Source organism: Chryseobacterium viscerum (assembly GCF_002899945.2).
In the GTDB taxonomy this organism is placed as follows: domain Bacteria; phylum Bacteroidota; class Bacteroidia; order Flavobacteriales; family Weeksellaceae; genus Chryseobacterium; species Chryseobacterium viscerum.
Window position 1 is genome coordinate 315,789 of the sequence record NZ_PPEG02000007.1, and the last position, 20,491, is coordinate 336,279.

Annotated in this window: 10 protein-coding genes; 6 read left to right on the forward strand and 4 right to left on the reverse strand. The window is 37.3% G+C overall.

Translation table 11 applies throughout. From position 1 onward, the window contains the following. Positions 1 to 11: 11 nt before the first annotated feature. Positions 12 to 1,127: a hypothetical protein gene (locus C1634_RS17885; RefSeq protein ID WP_109738861.1), complete on the forward strand. Its 1,116-nt coding sequence runs from the start codon at positions 12 to 14 to the stop codon at positions 1,125 to 1,127. 463 nt (positions 1,128 to 1,590) lie between these two features. Here C1634_RS17885 and C1634_RS17890 read toward each other — a convergent pair whose 3' ends face one another. Together C1634_RS17890 and C1634_RS17895 are read right to left on the reverse strand one after the other, a co-directional pair. Further along, positions 1,591 to 3,663, reverse strand: a complete 2,073-nt coding sequence (locus C1634_RS17890) for an alpha-ketoacid dehydrogenase subunit alpha/beta (protein WP_109738862.1) — start codon at positions 3,661 to 3,663, stop codon at positions 1,591 to 1,593. Positions 3,664 to 3,738: 75 nt separating this feature from the next. After that, positions 3,739 to 5,880, reverse strand: a complete 2,142-nt coding sequence (locus C1634_RS17895; RefSeq protein ID WP_103234504.1) for a S8 family peptidase — start codon at positions 5,878 to 5,880, stop codon at positions 3,739 to 3,741. Between the two features lie 262 nt (positions 5,881 to 6,142). Here C1634_RS17895 and dnaE point away from each other — a divergent pair, with 262 nt between their 5' ends. The 3 genes from dnaE (at position 6,143) to C1634_RS17910 (ending at position 17,178) form a co-directional block, all read left to right on the forward strand. Then, positions 6,143 to 10,813, forward strand: coding sequence for a DNA polymerase III subunit alpha (dnaE, locus tag C1634_RS17900; RefSeq protein WP_109738863.1), 4,671 nt, complete (start codon positions 6,143 to 6,145; stop codon positions 10,811 to 10,813). A gap of 336 nt (positions 10,814 to 11,149) precedes the next feature. After that, the gene (locus C1634_RS17905) at positions 11,150 to 14,683 is read left to right on the forward strand and encodes a T9SS type A sorting domain-containing protein (protein WP_103234257.1); all 3,534 of its coding nucleotides are present in this window, start codon (positions 11,150 to 11,152) and stop codon (positions 14,681 to 14,683) included. Positions 14,684 to 14,853: 170 nt separating this feature from the next. After that, positions 14,854 to 17,178, forward strand: coding sequence for a fibronectin type III domain-containing protein (locus C1634_RS17910; RefSeq protein WP_103234256.1), 2,325 nt, complete (start codon positions 14,854 to 14,856; stop codon positions 17,176 to 17,178). Between the two features lie 139 nt (positions 17,179 to 17,317). Here C1634_RS17910 and C1634_RS26120 read toward each other — a convergent pair whose 3' ends face one another. Both C1634_RS26120 and C1634_RS17915 read right to left on the reverse strand, forming a co-directional pair. Continuing rightward, positions 17,318 to 17,476, reverse strand: coding sequence for a hypothetical protein (locus tag C1634_RS26120; protein WP_153816342.1), 159 nt, complete (start codon positions 17,474 to 17,476; stop codon positions 17,318 to 17,320). 43 nt (positions 17,477 to 17,519) lie between these two features. Beyond that, positions 17,520 to 18,347 (reverse strand): ion transporter, encoded by an 828-nt coding sequence (locus tag C1634_RS17915; protein WP_109738864.1) that lies wholly within the window; start codon positions 18,345 to 18,347, stop codon positions 17,520 to 17,522. A 147-nt stretch (positions 18,348 to 18,494) separates the two neighbouring features. On the opposite strand from C1634_RS17915, the gene C1634_RS17920 reads away from it, so the two are divergent. Further along, positions 18,495 to 19,592, forward strand: coding sequence for a Nif3-like dinuclear metal center hexameric protein (locus tag C1634_RS17920; protein ID WP_109738865.1), 1,098 nt, complete (start codon positions 18,495 to 18,497; stop codon positions 19,590 to 19,592). A gap of 2 nt (positions 19,593 to 19,594) precedes the next feature. Next, positions 19,595 to 20,371 (forward strand): zinc ribbon domain-containing protein, encoded by a 777-nt coding sequence (locus tag C1634_RS17925; protein ID WP_109738866.1) that lies wholly within the window; start codon positions 19,595 to 19,597, stop codon positions 20,369 to 20,371. Positions 20,372 to 20,491: the final 120 nt, after the last annotated feature.

The following is a 20,491-nucleotide window of genomic DNA, read 5'->3' on the forward strand; positions in this document are numbered from 1 at the left end:
ACTAAAATGAAATGAAAAAAATAAATTTTATTATAATACTATTACTCTTACTTAATATTAAAGTCTTAGGACAAGTAGGAGTAAATACTCCCTCTCCAGAATCAACTTTTGATATCCGGGCAAAAAATCATACAGGCTCTACTCCAGGTGCAGTCACTGCGCAAGATGGGGTTTTAGTACCAAGAGTGAATGCTTTATCTACCAATGGTAGTGTAAATGGACAGTTGGTTTATCTCATTGCTGATGCTGGAGGATTTACCAAAGGATTCCATTATTGGAATGGTACTGCCTGGAACCCTCTTGATGCAACGAATGATGCGTGGGCTAATGACAATGCGAATACAATGATAAAGCTAGGCACAAAGTCTGATGGTTCTACTGTAAGAGATGCAAATACGGATTTTGTAGCTACCGATGCTGGACGAGTAGGGATGGGAACTAACGATCCAAAGGTGACTGTTCAGATAGAAGGAAAAGTGACAACCCCATCAGTTCCTGATGGATTCACAACACCCCGATTGACACGAGCCCAGCTTTCGGCAAAAGATGCTGTGTATGGAAGTGACCAAAACGGAACCTTAGTTTTTGTAACAACATTAGACGGAGCAGCGATAAACAAGGTATCGAACGTAACGTCTGTAGGATTGTATTTCTACGATTCACCAACCAGTAAATGGTATAACATCAGATCTTCATCTTCTGGAGTGGTAGAGGGTTTTAAAATCCTTACAGGAACGTATTCGGCAGCAACTCCTTATGTTGTACAGCCTGATGATTTTCTTCTTATATTAAGATACAGCACGACCTCTTCGGGGGGGAATTTATCTGCTAATGTGAGCAATACAAGTCCGTATTTAAATAGTACTGCCAATTTACAATTGCCAGACCCTGTAACCTGTCCTGGAAGGGTTCTGCAATTTGTGAATGACAGTGATAAATTAGGAGCAGGTACATCAGAAGACGTATTTGTAAATTACCCTATGCATTCGGCTGCAGCAGATAGCAATAGTTATAACTCAAGGAGTAGCCTTCTTAATTATCAAATTCAGGCAGGATCCAATTATTCACAATGGAAAATCATCAGTGATGGGACAAGGTGGATAAGCTTACAAGTGATTATCATTTAATAACAGGAAAAATTTAAAGTTAAAAATGGAGCCTCTGTGTAAACTACACAGAGGTTTTTTATATATTGTCCCGTCCTGAAATAGCGATGTACAAAAAACAGCCGCTATGAAAGAAAGCTTAGAAATACTCTATGTCAAGCGTACCCAGAAAGATTACAGCTTGCGTTTGAAACTTCAAATGGTAAGAGATATAGAAACGGAAGAATCAGAAATTCGATATCGATAAATATGATATTGAGACTTCAATGAGAAAGAAAAATATGGATTAATCGATTGGTGTTTATAATGAGTTCAGACCCTATTTTTCAAATCATTATTTAACACGAATTCAAATGCATAAACAGTCGAAATTAAAAATGAAAACTCATAAAACAAAAAACCAGAGCAAATTTATTTTTGCTCTGGTTTAATTAGTTATTTTTATCCTTTAATTTGTATCTCTATTTCAGGACTCGTTATAAAATTAATATTTCAGCATTTCTTCAATCTTACTGCTGAGTTTTTCAGCATTGGGAAGCATTTCTTTTTCCAGTATCAGATTGATCGGTACAGCCGGTACATCCAGTGATCCCATTGTTTCTACAGGAGCATCAAGATATTTGAAGCAGTTTTTAGAAATACGGTGTGCAAAAGCTTCTGCAAAAGAGTTATTAAGCTGTTCTTCTGTAAGAACGATACATTTTCCATGAGCTTTCACTCTTTCGAAAACAAGTTCTTCGTCAAGAGGAATCAATGTTCTTAAGTCGATCACTTCAACTCTTCCATTGAAATTCTTAGCTGCTTCTTTAGCCCAGTAAACTCCCATTCCGTAAGTAACCACTAATAAGGTTCTTCCTTTCTCAGTTTCATCCTTGTCAGCTTCAATGATTACTTTCCCTTTTCCAAACGGAAGAACATAGTCTTCAGCCGGTTCTATGGTTTTAGCATCTTCAGTTCCCGGAACTTTACTCCAGTATAATCCTTTGTGTTCCAGCATCACTACCGGGTTTGGATCGTAATACGCGGCTTTTAATAAACCTTTAAAATCTGCTGCATTACTTGGATAGGCTATTTTGATTCCTTTGATGTTGGCTAAAATACTTTCAACACTTCCACTGTGGTAAGGACCACCACCGCCATAGGCTCCGATTGGAACACGGATGATGTTGCTTACAGGGAATTTTCCGCCACTTAAATAACTTGATTTTGAAATCTCTGTAATTAACTGGTTGATTCCCGGGTAAATATAATCTGCGAATTGAACTTCAACGATTGGTTTTAATCCTACAGCACTCATTCCGGCTGTAGATCCAATGATATACGCCTCCTGAATCGCGGTATTGAATACTCTTTTGCTTCCGAATTTTTTTCCTAACGTTACCGTTTCGCGGAAAACTCCACCAATTCTTTCTCCTACGTCTTGTCCGTAAAGAAGAGCTTCAGGGTGTTTCCACATCAATTCCTGGATCGCATGGATGGCAGCATCTACCATTACAATTTTTTCTCCGTTGGCAGGCTCACGCGTTCCTGTTTCCTCTGTAATTGGAGTAGGAGCGAAAACGTGCTGCATTACGGTTTCAGGCTTCGGATCTTCCGCGTTTTTAGCTTTTTCAAAAGCTTCTTCAGCTTCAAGACGTGCCTTTTTTGTGATTTGCTTTAATAGATCTTCATCAGTACCTGTTTCCAGTAAATGTTTTCTAAGGATTTCTCCCGGATCTTTAGCTCTATGTTTTGATAAATCTTCTTCGTCTCTATAGAATTCTCTTCTTACACCGGAAGTATGATGTCCGATCAGTACCGTTTTTGCGCAGACTACCAAAGGTTTTCTTTCTGTTCTTACAAAGTCCACGGCTTTTTTCATAGCCTCAAAACTTTCCACGAAATCAGTTCCGTCTACTCTCATTCTGCTCAACCCAGTGAATCCAGCTACAAAATCATAAGCGTCACAAGTTCTTGCTTCATCTTTCGTTACGGAAATTCCCCACTCATTATCCTGTACAAGGAAAATAATAGGAAGCTGATGCAAAGCAGCAAACTGTAAAGCTTCACTTACTTCACCCTCGGTAACAGAATTGTCTCCAAGGCTGCATACAACAACAGGATTGTTTTCAAATTCCTGAAGATTAAAATCCTGAATATATTTGATTCCCTGTGCTACTCCTGTAGTAGGAATAGTCTGCATTCCGGTTGCAGAACTCTGGTGAACAATTTTTGGTTTGTTTTCATCTCTGCTGGAAGGGTGGGAGTAGTATGATCTTCCTCCTGAAAAAGGATCATCAGCTTTAGCTAATAATTGAAGCATTAATTGATAAGGTTCAAAACCAATTCCTAAAAGAATGCTTTCGTCTCTATAATAAGGAGAAACCCAGTCTTCTTTTTTGAGCTGATAAGCTGTAGCAAGCTGGATGGCTTCGTGCCCCCTTGAGGTACTGTGAACATATTTACATACATTTCTGTTTTCTTCGTAAATATCAGCCATTGCTTTGGCCAGCATCATATGATTATACGCCTTGAGTAGTATATCTTGAGAAACTTTTTCGTGAAGTGCATTTTCCATAGGAAGCAAATATACATAAAAAAACAAAATACTAACAACTGTTAGTATTTTGTGTAAAATCTTTGTTTATATAGGTTATTCCTTGATCACTTTTTTGGAAATAACATCTTTGTCTGTTTTTACTTCAATGATGTAAATTCCTTTTGTGTAAGCAGATAAATCTACTGGTTCTTTCTCATTATTGATGGTACCGCTTTGCAGTTTTTTACCTGTAAGATCATAAACATTGAAAGTAGACTTTTTAGGTGCTTTTAAAATGTTTGTAACATCTTTCGTAATCGTTGGCGCAATCGCAAGATTATTGAGAGGGTTGGTAACATCTTTGGTTCCCAATAATTCAGTAAATCCTGTTACGATGACAGAATAATTTTGAGGGGCATTTCCGCCTGTATTATTTTTAAGTATCCCTTTATTGGTGATCTCTATTTTATAAGTTCTTCCTGCAACAGGAGCATCTATTATTACCTGTTCTACGTTGTCTACTGTATTGTCTCCTTTTGTAGCTGGAGTCATAGGATTGTTGGCATCCAGCTTCCATGGATAATAAGCGGTGTTTGTTGTAGTATCAGTAATCTTTAGATCCAGATCATTAATCAGCTTAGAACTTCTGTTATTATAAATATTGCTCCATTGATTAGTGAAGTTTGTGAATTCAGGATCAATCCAGGATATTGTCACCTTTAACGGTTCAGATCCAGATGCCTTAACTGTTTTTACATTCGCAACTCCGCTATTTAATACTTCATCATTAAAAATAATACTGTTGTTGGATTTTCCTACAAGAAGTTCAGCTCCTTTTTTGGCGTCAATAAAGCCCCATCCAAATTGTGGATCAGGACCTATGTTACCTGCTTCTTTCGCTGAATGTACCATTAAGGTTTTTGCTGATGCAGCATTTAATAAGCTGCCTCCAAATAGTTGCTTATTCACCTGTGTCCAAAGTCCAATAATACCCGTTACTACTGGGGCAGAATAAGAGGTTCCATCTCCTATGTCGATTTTACTTCCTCCTGTACTGGTATTATCAGTCCATGCACTGGCAACACTTGTCCCCACCGCTGTAATATCCGGTTTGATACCTCCGTCATCTCTTGGTCCTGCACTGCTGTAAACGGAATGGATAACATCAGAAGAAGCTGTATATCTTCCATCGTTAGTTGTTATTCTATCTGCAGCTCCTACTACAATAATATTTTTCCCAAGAGAACCAATCCCTATACAGTCATATCCCTGTGCGCAATTATTAGGAGGCAGAGTATCGGTTGCAGCGAACTCTACCAAATTCCCTGTGTTATCTTTGTAATATTTTTTATAAGTACTTGTGTCAGCACTAGGTCCTTCGCCAAAAGAATTTCCTGCTGATTTTACTATGATATAGGACGGATTGTTGTATACAATCTGGTCATAATCACGGTCGTTTGTGTGATACGTTCCCTGAGCATCAAAAGAGGTATTTGGGCTCGCAAAAGTACCATTCCATACCCATGATGGTTCATTGTTGATCAATTGAGGGTCTGCCCATCCCTGATTACTTCCATAAGAATGGTTGGAAACATTGGGCTGTGCCTTTATGATTTTTTGAAAAACGGTACTTTGTGCAGTTTCACCATCCAAAACAGAAGACCCAAAAGCATAAGCATCTATTGTTGAGTTGGGTGCAATCCCTTTGAAATTAACCTGTCTTGTTGTCCCATTCGTAAATGTTACGGTGTATGGATAATCTTTCGCGCCTATAAAACTGGCAACGGCTGTTGCGTGGTCACCGTAATTGACACTGCTGCTTTCTTTATTGATAATTCTGTTAGGAAGATTGTTAAAGAAGACGTGGCTTGCAAATACTCTTGCTACGCCGGAAGCAGTACTACCATCAAAAATAGTAAACTTAATTCCCTCTCCGTTAAAAGATCCTGTTAAGCCAGTAATATTTCCTCCCTGCAGAAAATCAGAATTGGAATTTTTAATCTGATCCATATCGTGAGCCTGAAAAAAATAAGGCTTATTGTCTGGTAAAAAGCCTGCAAGATTAGTTCTTTGCAGTTCGATCTCTTTTAAAACTTCAGGGGCTCTATTAGAACCATATCGTTTAGATACATAGGCGTCAAACTTTTCGTTGTTGTCTATTCTCTGACGTTCAAATAACCTATTTAATTCTTCATTGTTTTGTGCATTTATTAGCGTAATAGCTAAAGTACTGAGTAAAAGTAATTGTTTCTTCATTTTTAGGTAGTAAATTATTAAAACTATAGTGAATCAAAATTATGCTAAAATTTTAATAATTAGTTAGTTTTAATGAATAAGTCTAATTTTTTAAGGTTATTTTAATTTATGTTTTAATTTGTTAAAATGATTTTTTGAAAATTTCTTATTTTGCTGTTTTTTATAAATATTATTGATTGTTTATATGGCTGCTATAAAGCAATATTTAGAAAAAATGAAGTAACTTTACATTCTCTTTTTTATAAAAAAGTTAGAAAATTATATGTATTTAATTTTTGACACAGAAACAACCGGTTTACCAAAAAATTTCAACGCTCCGCTTTCGGATTCGGATAACTGGCCAAGAATGGTTCAGATCGCATGGCAGTTGCACGACGATGACGGGAAGTTGATTGAAAATCAGGATTATATAATAAAGCCTGAAGGGTATGATATTCCCTTTAACGCGGCAAGAATTCACGGGATTACAACAAAAATTGCAAATGAAGAAGGACGAGACCTTCAGGAGATTCTTGAAGAGTTTTCTAAAGTCCTTGAAAGAACAAGAGTTGTTTCCGGACATAATGTAGAGTTCGACTACAATATTGTAGGGGCAGAATTTTACAGGAAAAACCTGAAGGATAATCTACAGGAAAAACCAAAAGCAGATACGATGATTTTGGGAACCGAATTCTGTCAGCTTGGCGGAGGGCGGGGAGGCCGTTACAAATCTCCGAAACTTGAAGAATTGTACGAAAAATTGTACGGTCATAAGTTCGATGAAGCTCACAACGCTGCTGCCGACGTAAATGCTACGGCCAGTGCCTTCTTTGAAATGATAAGAATAGGGGTGGTTCCTGCTGAAACACTAAAGATCTCAGAAGATCAGCTGGCTTATTTCAAAAGCCTTTATCCAGATCCGATCAAGCCTTTTAATATTGTTATCAGAAGGCAGGTTGCAGATTTTCATAACAAGAAAAAGCAGCAGGATTTTGGAAGTATTGATGAAATTGATTTAGGGAAGTACTTCAATTTTGATAATCACAGTGTTTTTTCTACGCTTACGGCTACTTCAAGCATCAATGATCTGATCAAAAAAGCTACTGATGAAAATTTCCCTGCTGTCGGAATGGTGGATCTTGGGAACATGATGGGAGCTTTCAAGTTCGTTTCAGCGGTGGAAGGAACTAATGGGGACAGAGTAAAAAAGCATAAAGAATATTTAGCAAAAAAACAGGAAGCAGAAGAAAAGGGAGAAGAATTTAATGAAGCAGAGCCTGTTTCAGAACCGTTAATTCCCGTTGTAGGCTGTGAATTTTATATTTCAGAACGTTACGAACAGAAGCAATTTACAAAAGATGACCCCGATAGAAGAACGCAGGTTGTTTTGTTGGCAAAAGATTTTGAAGGGTATAAAAATTTAGCAAAACTTTCAAGTATAGGTTTCCTTAAAGGTTTCTATTTTGGAGTTCCAAGGATCAGTCGTGAATTGATAGCTGAATATAAAGAAGGTTTGATCGCGCTGACTTCAGGAATTCTGGGAGATATTCCCGATGCTATTTTAAATACCGGTGAACAGAAAGGGGAGGAGCTTTTCAAATGGTGGAAAGATACCTTTGAAGATGATTTTTATGTTCAGATTCAAAATCATAAACTGCCTGAAGAAGAGCATTTAAATGATGTTTTACTGCATTTTGCAGATAAATATAATGTTAAAATTTTAGCACAGAACGAAACTTTTTATTCTAATAAAGACGATTCTAATATTCAGGATATTGTAAGCTGCATCAAAGACGGAGAAAAACTGACAACTCCTGTCGGAAAAGGCTTTGGAAAGAGAAGAGGATTAGCTACAGGGGAATATTATATCAAAAATTCTGATGAAATAAAAGAAGCGTTTTTAGCATATCCTGATGCTTTTGATACCTATGAAGAATTCACTGCAAAGTTTAAACCGTATACCTTAAAAAGAGACGTTTTACTTCCTAAATTCGATATTCCTGAGGAGTTTATTCATGCTGAAGACGATATTGACGGAGGAAAACGTGGGGAAATGGCCTATTTGACCCATTTAACTTATGAAGGAGCGAAAAAAAGATATGTAGAAACGGGAATCACAGACGAAATTAAAGAACGTTTAGATTTTGAACTGGAAGTAGTTGCCAACACAGGATATCCCGGTTATTTCCTGATTGTACAGGATTTTTGTAATGAAGCAAGAAAAATGGGAGTTTGGGTTGGTCCCGGCCGTGGTTCTGCTGCAGGTTCAGCCGTAGCTTATTGCACGGGAATTACGAATGTAGATCCTATTAAATATGATTTGCTATTTGAGCGTTTTTTGAATCCGGAAAGGGTTTCCATGCCCGATATTGATATCGATTTTGATGATGAAGGGCGTGATAAAATTATCAAATGGGTAGTTGAAAAATACGGTAAAAACCAGGTAGCACAGATTATTACCTACTCGGTTCTCGGAGGGAAATCTGCGATTAAAGATGCGGGAAGAGTGTTGGACGTTCCGATTCCTGATACCAATAATATTGCGAAACTAATTCCGCCAAGTCCAGGGATGAATATTGCAAAAGCTTTATCTAAATATGATAAACTAAAACCGGAAGAACAAATGCTTGTTGATGAAATGAGATATGTTCTTAACACTCCGGGTGATGCCCGTCATGATGTGCTTGCGAGTGCAAAAAAGATGGAAGGTTGTATCAGAAATACAGGTATTCATGCCTGTGGGGTGATTATTACTCCTGAAGATGTAAGTAACCTGGTTCCTGTAACGATTGCAGCAAAAGATGCCGATATTTTGGTGTCGCAGTTTGACAACTCGGTGGCGGAAAGTGCAGGTCTTTTGAAAATGGACTTTCTGGGGCTGAGAACTTTGACCATCATTAAAGATGCAATAAGGCTTGTAAAGGCAAGATATGGTTTAGATATTGATCCGGACCTTATTCCGCTTGATGATACGAAAACCTATCAGTTATTTAAAGAAGGAAGAACAGTTGGGATTTTCCAGTATGAAAGTCCGGGGATGCAAAAATACATGAGAGAGCTTAAACCAACAGTTTTTGCCGATCTTATTGCCATGAATGCCTTGTACCGTCCAGGTCCGATTAAATATATTCCAAACTTTATCAACAGAAAACACGGAATTGAAGATATTGTTTATGACTTACCGGAGACTGAAGAATACTTAAAAGAAACATACGGGATTACTGTTTACCAGGAACAGGTGATGCTTTTGTCTCAGAAATTGGCCAACTTTACCAAAGGTGAAGCCGATACTTTGAGAAAGGCGATGGGTAAAAAGCAGATCGATGTTCTGAATAAAATGTATCCTAAATTCATTGAAGGAGGTAGAAAAAACAACCTGAACGAGGAAAGATTAGAAAAAATCTGGAACGACTGGAAAGCTTTTGCAGAATATGCCTTCAATAAATCCCACTCAACCTGCTATGCATTTATTGCGTATCAAACAGCTTATTTAAAAGCCAATTATCCTGCGGAATATATGGCGAGTGTAATGAGTAATAACATCAACAATACAGAGGCTATCACCATGTTTATGGAAGATTGTAAAAGTATGGGAGTTGATGTTTTGGGTCCTGATGTGAATGAATCTCAATATAAATTCTCTGTAAATGAGAAAGGACAGATTCGTTTTGGTCTGGGGGCCATTAAAGGGATTGGAGAAGGTCCGAGTGAAGGAATTACACGAGAAAGAGCGAACGGAAGATTTAAAAATATTTATGATTTTTTTGAAAGGATCCTGCCTTCGCAAATGAATAAAAGAGTAGCGGAAAGTTTGGTTTTGGCTGGAGGTTTTGATGAATTGAGTTCTTTCCACAGAGGTCAGTATTTTGATATTGATATGGCTGGAAGAACAAATATAGAAAGACTGATCAGGTACGGACAAAGCTTTCAGGAGAGTAAAAATGAGATGGAACACTCTCTTTTTGCAGACTTTGCTGAAGAAGTTCAGATTGAGCAGCCCAAATTGGCACCTTGCCCGGAATGGCCAAACATGCATAAGCTTAATAAAGAAAAAGAAACCATTGGGTTTTACCTTTCTGCACATCCTTTGGATGAATTTAAATACCAATATCAGTTTATGCAGGGACGGCTTTCTCAAAAGTCAGTTTTAGAAAAAGATGAAGAGGGAAAAACGGTGGCAGACGAAGCCCCGATTCTCGAAAAAGATTCTATTGATGAGGTTGCAGATCTTGTAGAAATTGTTTCTGATGACATTGTTGCCGGTGAAGAGGAAGAGATTATAGAAGAGGTTACAAAAAAAGCTGAACCGAAAGGAGTTTTTCATTTTTTGAATCTTGATGAAGTTGATGCATATAAAGAACAGGCCTTTGCAAATAAACAGGAAGAGCTTTTTGAAGAAAAGAAAAAAGACTGGAAAACCTTGCAGAAAGAAAGAGAAAATGGAGGTGGCGGAAAAGAATATACCGTTGCAGGTTTGATTACGGAGTATGTGGTAAAAGACGGTTTTAGAAGTGGTGAGAAAGTAGCCTTTGTGACGCTTGAAGATTATTCTGGGTCGTACTCATTCAGATTGGGGGATCGTGATTATATGAGGTTGAAGGAAAAGCTGGAGGTTCAGAGGTTTGTTATCTTCAAAATAAAATTTGCTCAGGTGAAAGACGGCAGGGTCTTCGTTAATGTAAACGATGTGATAGAGCTTCAGGAAGCATTTGAGCGATTTGCTAAGAGTATATCTTTGGTGATGGATGTGATGGATGTAAGACCGGAAGATCTGGATTTTTTCAGAACAGTTCTTGATAGGAATAAAGGAAATCAAAAACTGAAATTCTTTATTAAAAATATTGAAGATGATTCTCATATTGAAGTACAGTCTATGAAACATTCGGTAGACTTAACTGGAGATTTGATTAAAGAAATCCAGCTTCTTAATAAATATGAGTTTTATTTAAACTAGAAAAAATGATATAATAACTTAAAGAGTGACTTTTGGTCACTCTTTTTTTGTTTATATATTGTAAATATTGATGAAAAATTTCATATCCTTTTTTATGTTAAATAGAAAAATTTTCTGAAGTCTATTTTTATTGTATAGTATTTTAAATATTTGATTATTAGTTATTTAATGTTTTTTCATCATATTGCGAAATAAATATTAAAACTAAATAAACGTTTGATTTTATTTTGTTTTATACTTGTTTTTGGGTGTTTTTGTTCAATATTTTATGATAATTTCTAATATTTAAATTAATATTTATACATTTACAAACCTAACTTTTTATTATTACTATTTATGAAGAAATTATTACTATCGTGTTTGACAGCGTTCTATTACTGCGTGTCCGCACAGGTTGGTCCACCTCAACTGACCACCCCCAATACAAATAACGGATATGGCTTTGCACAGTCTACTGGTGCTTATACACCGTTATCGGGAAGCCGAACAATATGGCAGTCCGGTGCAACAATAGGAACAGATTTGGTATCAGGAGCTATTCCTCTACCTGGTCTTTTTACTTATAACAATCAGAAGTATAATTCTGTTTATATCAGTAACAATGGTTTTATTACGTTTGGGATTCCTGCTTCCAGCACCACTTATACAGGATTATCTTCCGATATTTCACCCACTACCTATGATGGAGCTTTTGCAGGATTTGCCGTAAATCTTCGTCATGCTAATACTACAACCTCTGAAATTGCCTATGAAACTGTTGGTTCTAAGTTTATTGTGCAATTTACAGATGTGCAGGGTAATTCTGCTTCTGCGGCGCAGCTTCTTAATTTCCAGATTCAATTAGACCTTACAACCAAAACAATTGCTATTGTTTATGGAAACTGTGTTTCGGGAACTGCAACCCTTGCGGGACAGGTAGGGATAAGAGGATCGGAAAGTTCTGATGTTAACAATTTGACAGGAACAAACTGGACTTCTCTTGCTGTAGGAAGCTCAAATAGCTCTACGGCAACCTTAGGAAGTACGAACGGAACAACAGTTCCTGCTTCAGGACTGACATTTACTTACACACCGGGAACATGGCAAATTCCACCTGCCACCTATGCTACATTGCCTTTCACAGAGAACTTCAGTACCTGGGCAGATGGAAATTCAACTTTAGATCTTCCTAATGCCAATTATTGGAGAGCATGGCCAGCCAGAGGAGATAATGCATGGAGACAAAGTGATATTGCAACAACAGGGTTTACTTCTGCTTCAGGATGGACTGGAACGAGTGGATCTTCTACGATTTCTACTCCTGCAGTAACGCCAGCAGCTCGTTTTCACTCCTACAACTGCCAGTATGCTTCAGGATACATGGATTTATATGTCAATCTCTCTTCGGGTTCAGGTACCAGATACTTAAGTTTTGATTATATCAACCCTTCTGGAACCGATGTTTTAAAAATCCAGATATCTACTGATGGCGGGAATACATTTACAGATGTAGGTTCTGCTTTAGGAGTTTCAGCATCATGGACATCTAACTTTATAGATTTAGGGTCATCCAGTCCTAATGCAATTGTAAGATTCTTAGCTAAGGGCGATAACGGAAGTGACGATATCTATGTAGATAATGTTAAAATTTCAGCCATTACAATTCCGGATTGTACCGTAATTACTGCACCAGCTAATGCAGCAACAGGCGTAGCCGTAACACCAAATATCAAATGGAATGCTACAGCAGGAGCGACTTCTTACAAACTGAATCTGGGGACTACACCAGGGGGAACAAATGTGATAAATGGAGTAGACGTAGGAAATGTGCTTACTTATACGCTTCCGGCAGCAAATCAATTGTTATATAATACTACCTATTATGCGACTATACTGCCAGCCAATAGTAACGGAACAGCCAGTGGATGTACGTCGGTCTCATTCACCACTAAAAATATTGGCTGTCCTACTGTAAGTGCACCTGCATCACCTGCAACAGGAGTTTCTTTAACCCCAACAATAACATGGGGGGCTGTAACAGACGCAACAGGATATAAATTGTCGATCGGTACTACAACAGGAGGAACTGATGTCATGAATAATGCTGATTTGGGAAATGTAACAACTTATACACTTCCTAGTCCATTAAACTATGCAACAAAATATTACTATACAGTTAACGCTTATACACCAACAAGTAATTCTGCTTCGTGTACTGAACGTAATTTTACAACGATTTGTGCACCAGAAAACGCTCCAACAAGCTCGCAAAACTTTACCACATTTACTCCATTGTGTTGGTCAGTTGCTAAAGGAGATGTTACAGCTTCATCTACTCTTACATATGGATCAAGCAAATGGGCTACTGAGGCAGGTTTTGCCAATGCAGGAGCTAATGCAGCCGTAAGAATCAACTTATATGGAACCAATACCGGGGATTGGTTGATTTCTCAACCGATTAACCTTGGGGCTACTCCTGGTATGTTTAGAATGAAGTATAAGATGGCCGTTACCAGTTATTTGGCAACCACTTCACAAACGACCTTAGGGACTCATCAGGTTAGAGTTATTGTCTCTACAGATGGTGGTACTACATGGAGTAATGCGAACGTTATAAAAACTTATACGGGAGCAGCAACTTATTCTAATACAGGGCAAACAGAAATAATAAACCTTACTGGATATTCTGGGAATATTAAAATTGCTTTTGTTGCAACAACAAGCTCCAATACTCCAGATATTGACTTCCATATTGACGACTTTGTGGTAGAAGCTATGCCAACATGTCAGGAACCAGCTTCTCCTGTAGTAGCTAATCCTACAGTTTCTACAGCGAATCTATCCTGGACAGCACCAGCGACAACACCAGCTAACGGATACGAGTATTATTACAGTACAAGTAGTACAGTTCCTACTGCTGCTACAACGGCTAGTGGAACAAGCAGTACCACTTCAGCTCCTTTATCCGGACTAGCTTCAAGCACCACTTATTATGTTTGGGTAAGATCCGTATGTAGTTCGAGCGATAAGAGCCCTTGGGTTGGGCCGGCTGTTTTCAATACACTTTGTGGTACAGTGATGGCGCCTTTTGCTCAGAATTTTGATAGTGGAACGGCACCAAGCTGTTGGAATAATGTGAACCCTACAGCAACTACTACCGATGCAACACTTTTCTGGAAATTTGCAGGATCTGCAGACTACGGTGCTAATACTGCCAATAATGGAAGAGCAGCAGGTACCTATGCATGGGTAGATGCAAGTTCACCATATGCAGGAGCCGGTACTGGTACCGTACAATTGATTACTCCTTCTGTGAATTTAACAGGATTGACTTCACCACTTGTTTCTTTTGATTGGTTTAAAAACCATTCTACATCAACTTCAACTACCGTTTCACCTTCTACTTATGATAATAATAAACTTACTGTAGAAGTAAACGATGGAAATGGCTGGGTAGCTATATTTAGTGATGTTACAAACTTAAATCAATGGAGAACAGTTAGTATTCCTTTAGCTGCTTCTTATATAGGAGCAACGATTCAGGTGAGATTTACTGTAGATAAAAATGTAAGCGGTAACGGATACTTCTATGATGACATTCTTTTGGATAATGTTGAAATAAAACAAAATCCTAATTTATCGACTTCTGAAGTTGGTGTGAAAGACAATAAAATTAAGGTATATCCTAATCCTTTTATTGACACATTGACAATTTCTGATGCATCTAAAGTGAAATCTGTTTCCATTCTTGATGTTGCAGGAAGACTTGTGAAGACTATTGAAACTCCGGCTTCAGAACTTCAGTTGAGAGATCTGAAAGAAGGAATGTATTTGGTAGTACTGAATATGAAAGACGGAACTAAACAAACCGTTAAAGCAATTAAAAAGTAAATAATTTTTTAAAAATATGAAAAGAGACTACTCAGCTTGAGTAGTCTCTTTTTTTGTGGTAAAGATTATGTTTTATTTAAAAAAAAGACATATACGTTATTATATACTTATAAAAGTATTTTTTTTGTTAATGATTTTTAGCTAGATTTGAATTACTAATAATATATTATATGAAAAACATTTTACTCGTTGGTTTCTTAATGACCGGCCTTTTTGCCACCGCGCAGACCTATTGCACGCCTGCATTTGCTAGTGGATGTAATGGTGGAGACCAGATAGACTCTTTTACAATTCCGGGTGCCGGATTTGATCACTCGAATACAGGTTGTTCTAATAATGCATATGGAGATTTTACCTCTATGACGATTAACCTGAATGCAGGTTTAAGCTATGGCTTTAGTGTTAAGCATGCATACGAAGATCAAAATGTACGCATCTGGATAGATTTTAATAATGATGGAACTTTTGACGATGTCGCTCCGGAACTTGTAGCATCTGCAAGCAGTACTTTTGTAGGAGGTGCTAATATTACGGCCGGACAGATAACAATCCCTTCTACAGTTACTCCAGGCAGCTATAGAATGAGAGTTGGAGATCGGTTCTCAGGCGATCCCATTCCTTGTAATATTGATGGATATGGAGAAGCTCATGATTATACAGTGGTGATTGGAGCAGTTCCAACCTGTTTCGCTCCAACAGCTATAACGGTGTCTGCTGTTACTTCGAATTCAGCTCAGGTTGCATGGACAGCTCCATCTTCTGCTCCTGGCAGCGGATACGAATATTATTATTCGACCTCTGCTACATATCCTTCTGCTAGTATAGTTCCGTCAGGAACAAGTACTACAGTAAGTACTGGTCTGTCTACTCTTTTACCGGCGACTGCTTATCATGTATGGGTACGCTCTGTATGTAGTACTTCAGATAAGAGTGCATGGTCTCAGGATGCAACATTTATGACCTCTTGTGTGTCTGTGGGGATACCATATACATTGAATTTTGAAAGTGTAACAGTTCCGGATTTGCCGACTTGTACAACAGCAGTTAATGACGGCGCTGGAAATATCTGGGAAACAGGAGATTTAGATGCTCAGGGGTTTACAGGTAACGTTCTTAAGTATTCATATGACTCTTCCAATGATGCCAATACCTGGTTTTTCACCAACGGAATTAATCTTACAGCAGGAACTACCTACAGAATCAAATATAAATATGCAAATGCTGAAGGAACAGTGTATGCTGAAAAGTTAAAAGTAGCGTACGGCACTTCAGCTACAGGTGCAGGGATGACCAACACATTAGCAGATTATCCGAATGTGGTAACCAGTACAGCAACGAGTGCCTTTGTGAACTTTACAGCAGCTACTACAGGGACATATTATTTTGGGTTTCAGGCATACTCTGATGCGAATATGAATGAATTATACGTTGATGATATTAGTATAGATCTAGCACCTGCTTGTAGTGAACCTACAGCATTAGTTGCTTCAAATATTACTGCTGCAGGAGCTACAGTTTCCTGGACCGCGGCTACTCCTGTTCCGGCAAACGGATATGATATTTATTATAGTACGACCAATACAGCGCCTACAGCAACAAGTACTCCTAATTTTACAGGAGTTACAGCGATCACTTATAATATCCCTGGTTTAGCAGCTTCTACTCCTTATTATGTATGGGTGAGATCGGTATGTAGTAGTACGAGCAAAAGTGCATGGAGTGATTATCTTACTTTTACTACTTTATGCTCAAGTACAGGCTTACCTTATACTTTAGATTTTGAGAATGTTTCCACTCCGGAGCTTCCTGGGTGTACGGTGGCTACTAATATGGGAACTGGAAACAACTGGGAAACAATGGACCCTCCTTCCGATAGTCAGGGGTTCTCTACCAATGTATTAAAGTATAAATTTAATTCTTTCAGCTCTGCCGATGCATGGTTCTTTACTCAAGGATTGAGCCTTACAGCAGGAGTGCAGTATACAATTGGCTATACCTATGGAAATAACTCATCAACTTTTGTTGAAAAACTAAAAGTAGCATACGGAACGTCACCGGTTGAGTCAGCGATGACTAATTCTATAGCAGATTATTCTTCAATTGATGATGCTACTGCACATACAATGACGATTACGTTTACAGTTCCTACAACCGGAGTATATTTCTTTGGATTCAATGCATATTCAGATGCAGACCAGTATAATCTGTATCTTGACGATATACATATTACCAATGAAAACCTGGCAACTTCTGAAGTAGCTAAAGCAAAAAATAACATTCAGGTATATCCTAATCCATTTACAGATGTATTGAATATCTCAGATGTTAAAAACGTGAAAAATGTATCGGTAACAGATGTTACAGGAAGATTAGTAAAAACTATTACAAATCCTGAATCTACCATACATTTAAGAGACTTAATGCAGGGTGTTTATTTAGTAACTTTAGAAATGAAAGATGGCTCTAAACAGACTATCAAAGCTATTAAGAAATAATTCATCATTTAAATAAAAAGAGAGAGGCGGGTTATTTATAATCCGTCTTTTATTTAGAGTAGTATTTGTTTTGAAAATTAATGAATAAAAAAAGATGAACGGATTATTTCGTTCATCTTTTTATTGTATGCCATGATCATTATTTATAAGGAACAGGCTGTATCTCTCCTTTGTTCATAAGGTCAAAGACAGTGGGGAAGAACATTACTAATATAAAGTAGACGATGATCATGAGGACTATCAATGCGAAAAGAATGATCACTAAACTATTCGGTCTGTTTTTCTTTTTTGGTTCCATGATTTTGTAATATTTGGTGAATAAATTAAATCTATACCAAATATTAAGCTAATTTCTTGCCACATTTCTTACAATACCTTGCATCATCATCAATGTCATCATTTCCGCAGCGATCACATATGACTTCCAGGTTTTGTCTTTTATTTCTCATTTCTGCGGTAACGATTCCGGTGGGAACTGCAATAATGGAGTAACCGGCCAGCATCAGGATGACAGCAAAAAACTTTCCTAAAGGCGTGATAGGAGATACGTCACCATATCCTACTGTGGTTACTGTGACAACCGCCCAGTAGATCGATTGTGGTATCGTTTCGAACCCCTGTCTTCCGCCTTCTACCATAAACATGAGTGATCCAACAATAACTGAGAAAATAATGAGGAATAAAAGGAAAATATAAATTTTTCTGGAACTGTTCTTCAAAGCCCGAACAATAAGATAGCCGTCATTCATGAAATCCAGCAAGTTGAATATTCTGAAGACTCTTAGCATTCTCAGCATTCTGAAAATCAGGAAATACTTTGTAATAGGAAAGAAAAAACTGAGAAAAAAAGGAACCAGAGCCAGAAAATCAATAATCCCGAAAAAACTGAAAATATAATTCCGTCTGTTTTTTATCACGGCAATTCGCATAGAGTATTCGATGGTGAAGAAAATAGAGATCACCCACTCAAGGATCAGGAATGTATAATGGAACCTTTTATCAAGCTGAGGTACACTTTCCATCATGATGATGGCAGTACTGGCAAGAATTAAAGATAATAATATGATATCAAACAGTTTTCCAAGCCTCGTATCGGAGCGATAAATGATCCGGTAAAGGAATCTTTTCCAAAGACTGTCTTCAGGAATAAGATTATGTTCTCTTTCCATTTACATAAGGTTATTTCACAGGGAAGTTAATAATTTATAAAGCGAAAGGTAAATATATAACTGTTAAAAGGATTTTACAAATATTAAAATTTTCTTTAGAGTTTTAGTAAAATTAATATCTTCGCTGTAACCGTAAAATATAAATTAATGAAGCTAAAAACTGTAATTGCAAAGATAGAAGAGGAAATAAGTATCAGACAGGCAGAAGATTTTGATAATGTAGGACTTTTGTGTGGTGTTTACGATCGTGATGTATCAGGAATTCTGGTTTGTCATGATGCGTTGGAAAATGTTGTAGATGAGGCAATTGAGAGAAACTGCAATCTGATTGTGTGCTTTCATCCTATTATATTTTCCGGATTAAAATCTTTAACAGGGAAAAACTATGTAGAAAGAGCGGTTTTAAAGGCTATTGAAAATAAAGTCGCGATCTATGCCATTCATACCGCGTTTGATAATGATTTCTTTGGGGTAAATCATGGAATTTGCAGTCAATTGGGGCTAAAGAATATGAAAATTCTACAGCCGAAAGAAAATAACTTGAAACAACTGACGGTTTTTGTTCCGAAAGAGTACTCAGAAAAAGTAAAAGAAGCGATGTTCTCTGCAGGAGCAGGAAATATAGGATTTTATGACGAATGCAGCTTTACAGTCAATGGTAACGGAACATTCAGGCCGACAGAAGGTTCCAATCCTTTTTCCGGAAAGCAGAATATTCGTGAAAATGCAGATGAAGATATGATTTCTGTGATTTTTGAAGGCTACAAGCAAGGTCAGATTGTAGGGGCTATGAAGTCTGCACATCCTTATGAGGAAGTTGCCCATCAGGTATACAGTCTGGATAACAAAAACCATCATGCCGGGTTGGGAATGTATGGTGACCTGGAAGAGGAAATGGATGAAAAAGATTTCCTTGGATTTGTAAAGGAAAAGTTTGGTCTTGAGGTGATAAAACATTCTTCTTTTAATCATAAAAAAATCAAAAGAGTAGGGGTTTTGGGAGGTTCAGGAGCCAGCGGAATACGATCTGCAGCAGCCAAAAAATGTGATGCCTATCTTACGGGTGATCTTAAATACCACGACTATTTTTTAGCAGAGTCTAAAATGTTGATTTGTGATATAGGACATTATGAGTCAGAACAATTTGTTGCTCAACAATTATTTGAAATTTTGTCACAAAAATTTAGTACATTTGCAATTTCAAAATCTATTGAAAAAACAAACCCAGTAAATTATTTCATTTAAATATGGCAAAAACCAACGATATTTCAGTTGAAGAAAAATTAAGAGCTTTATACGATTTACAGATCATTGATTCAAGATTGGATGAAATCCGAAATACTAGAGGAGAATTGCCAATTGAAGTTGAAGATCTTGAAATTGAGATTGAAGGTCTTGAAAAGAGAGCTGAAAAATTTCATGCAGACATTAAAGATCAGGACGATCAGATCAAAACAAAGCATGAAGTAATCAACCATGCAAAAACTTTAATTGATAAATACAAGTCTCAACAGGATAATGTAAGAAACAATAAAGAGTTTGAAGCATTAGGAAAAGAAATGGAATTCCAGGATCTGGAAATTCAACTTGCTGAAAAAAGGATTAAAGAATTCGGAGTTAAAATTGCTCACAAAAACGAAACTTTAAGCGAACTTACTTCAAAGATCGACGACTTGAAAAGCCACTTGAAATTCAAGAAAGAAGAGTTGGATGGTTTGATCTCTGAAACTCAGAAAGAAGAAGAATACCTAATTGAGCAGTCTAAAGAATTTGCAGGTAAAATTGATGAGAGATTACTGGCTTCTTACAACAGAATCAGAACTAGCTCTATCAACGGTCTTGCAGTAGTAGGATTAGAAAGAGGAGCTCCAAAAGGATCTTTCTTTACAATTCCTCCTCAGAAGCAGATGGAAATCGCTCAGAGAAAGAAAATCATTATTGACGAGCATTCAGGGAAAATCCTTGTAGATGATGAGTTGGTAATGGAAGAAAACGAAAGAATGAAAATGGTAATTAAATTCTAATTACTGATTTTAAATCATACAAAAGCTGTTTCAGAAATGAGACAGCTTTTTTTATATACTCAATAGTAATGGGCTTTATCCCGTTTGCTTATCAAAAAAAACAAACTCCCATCCTTGCAA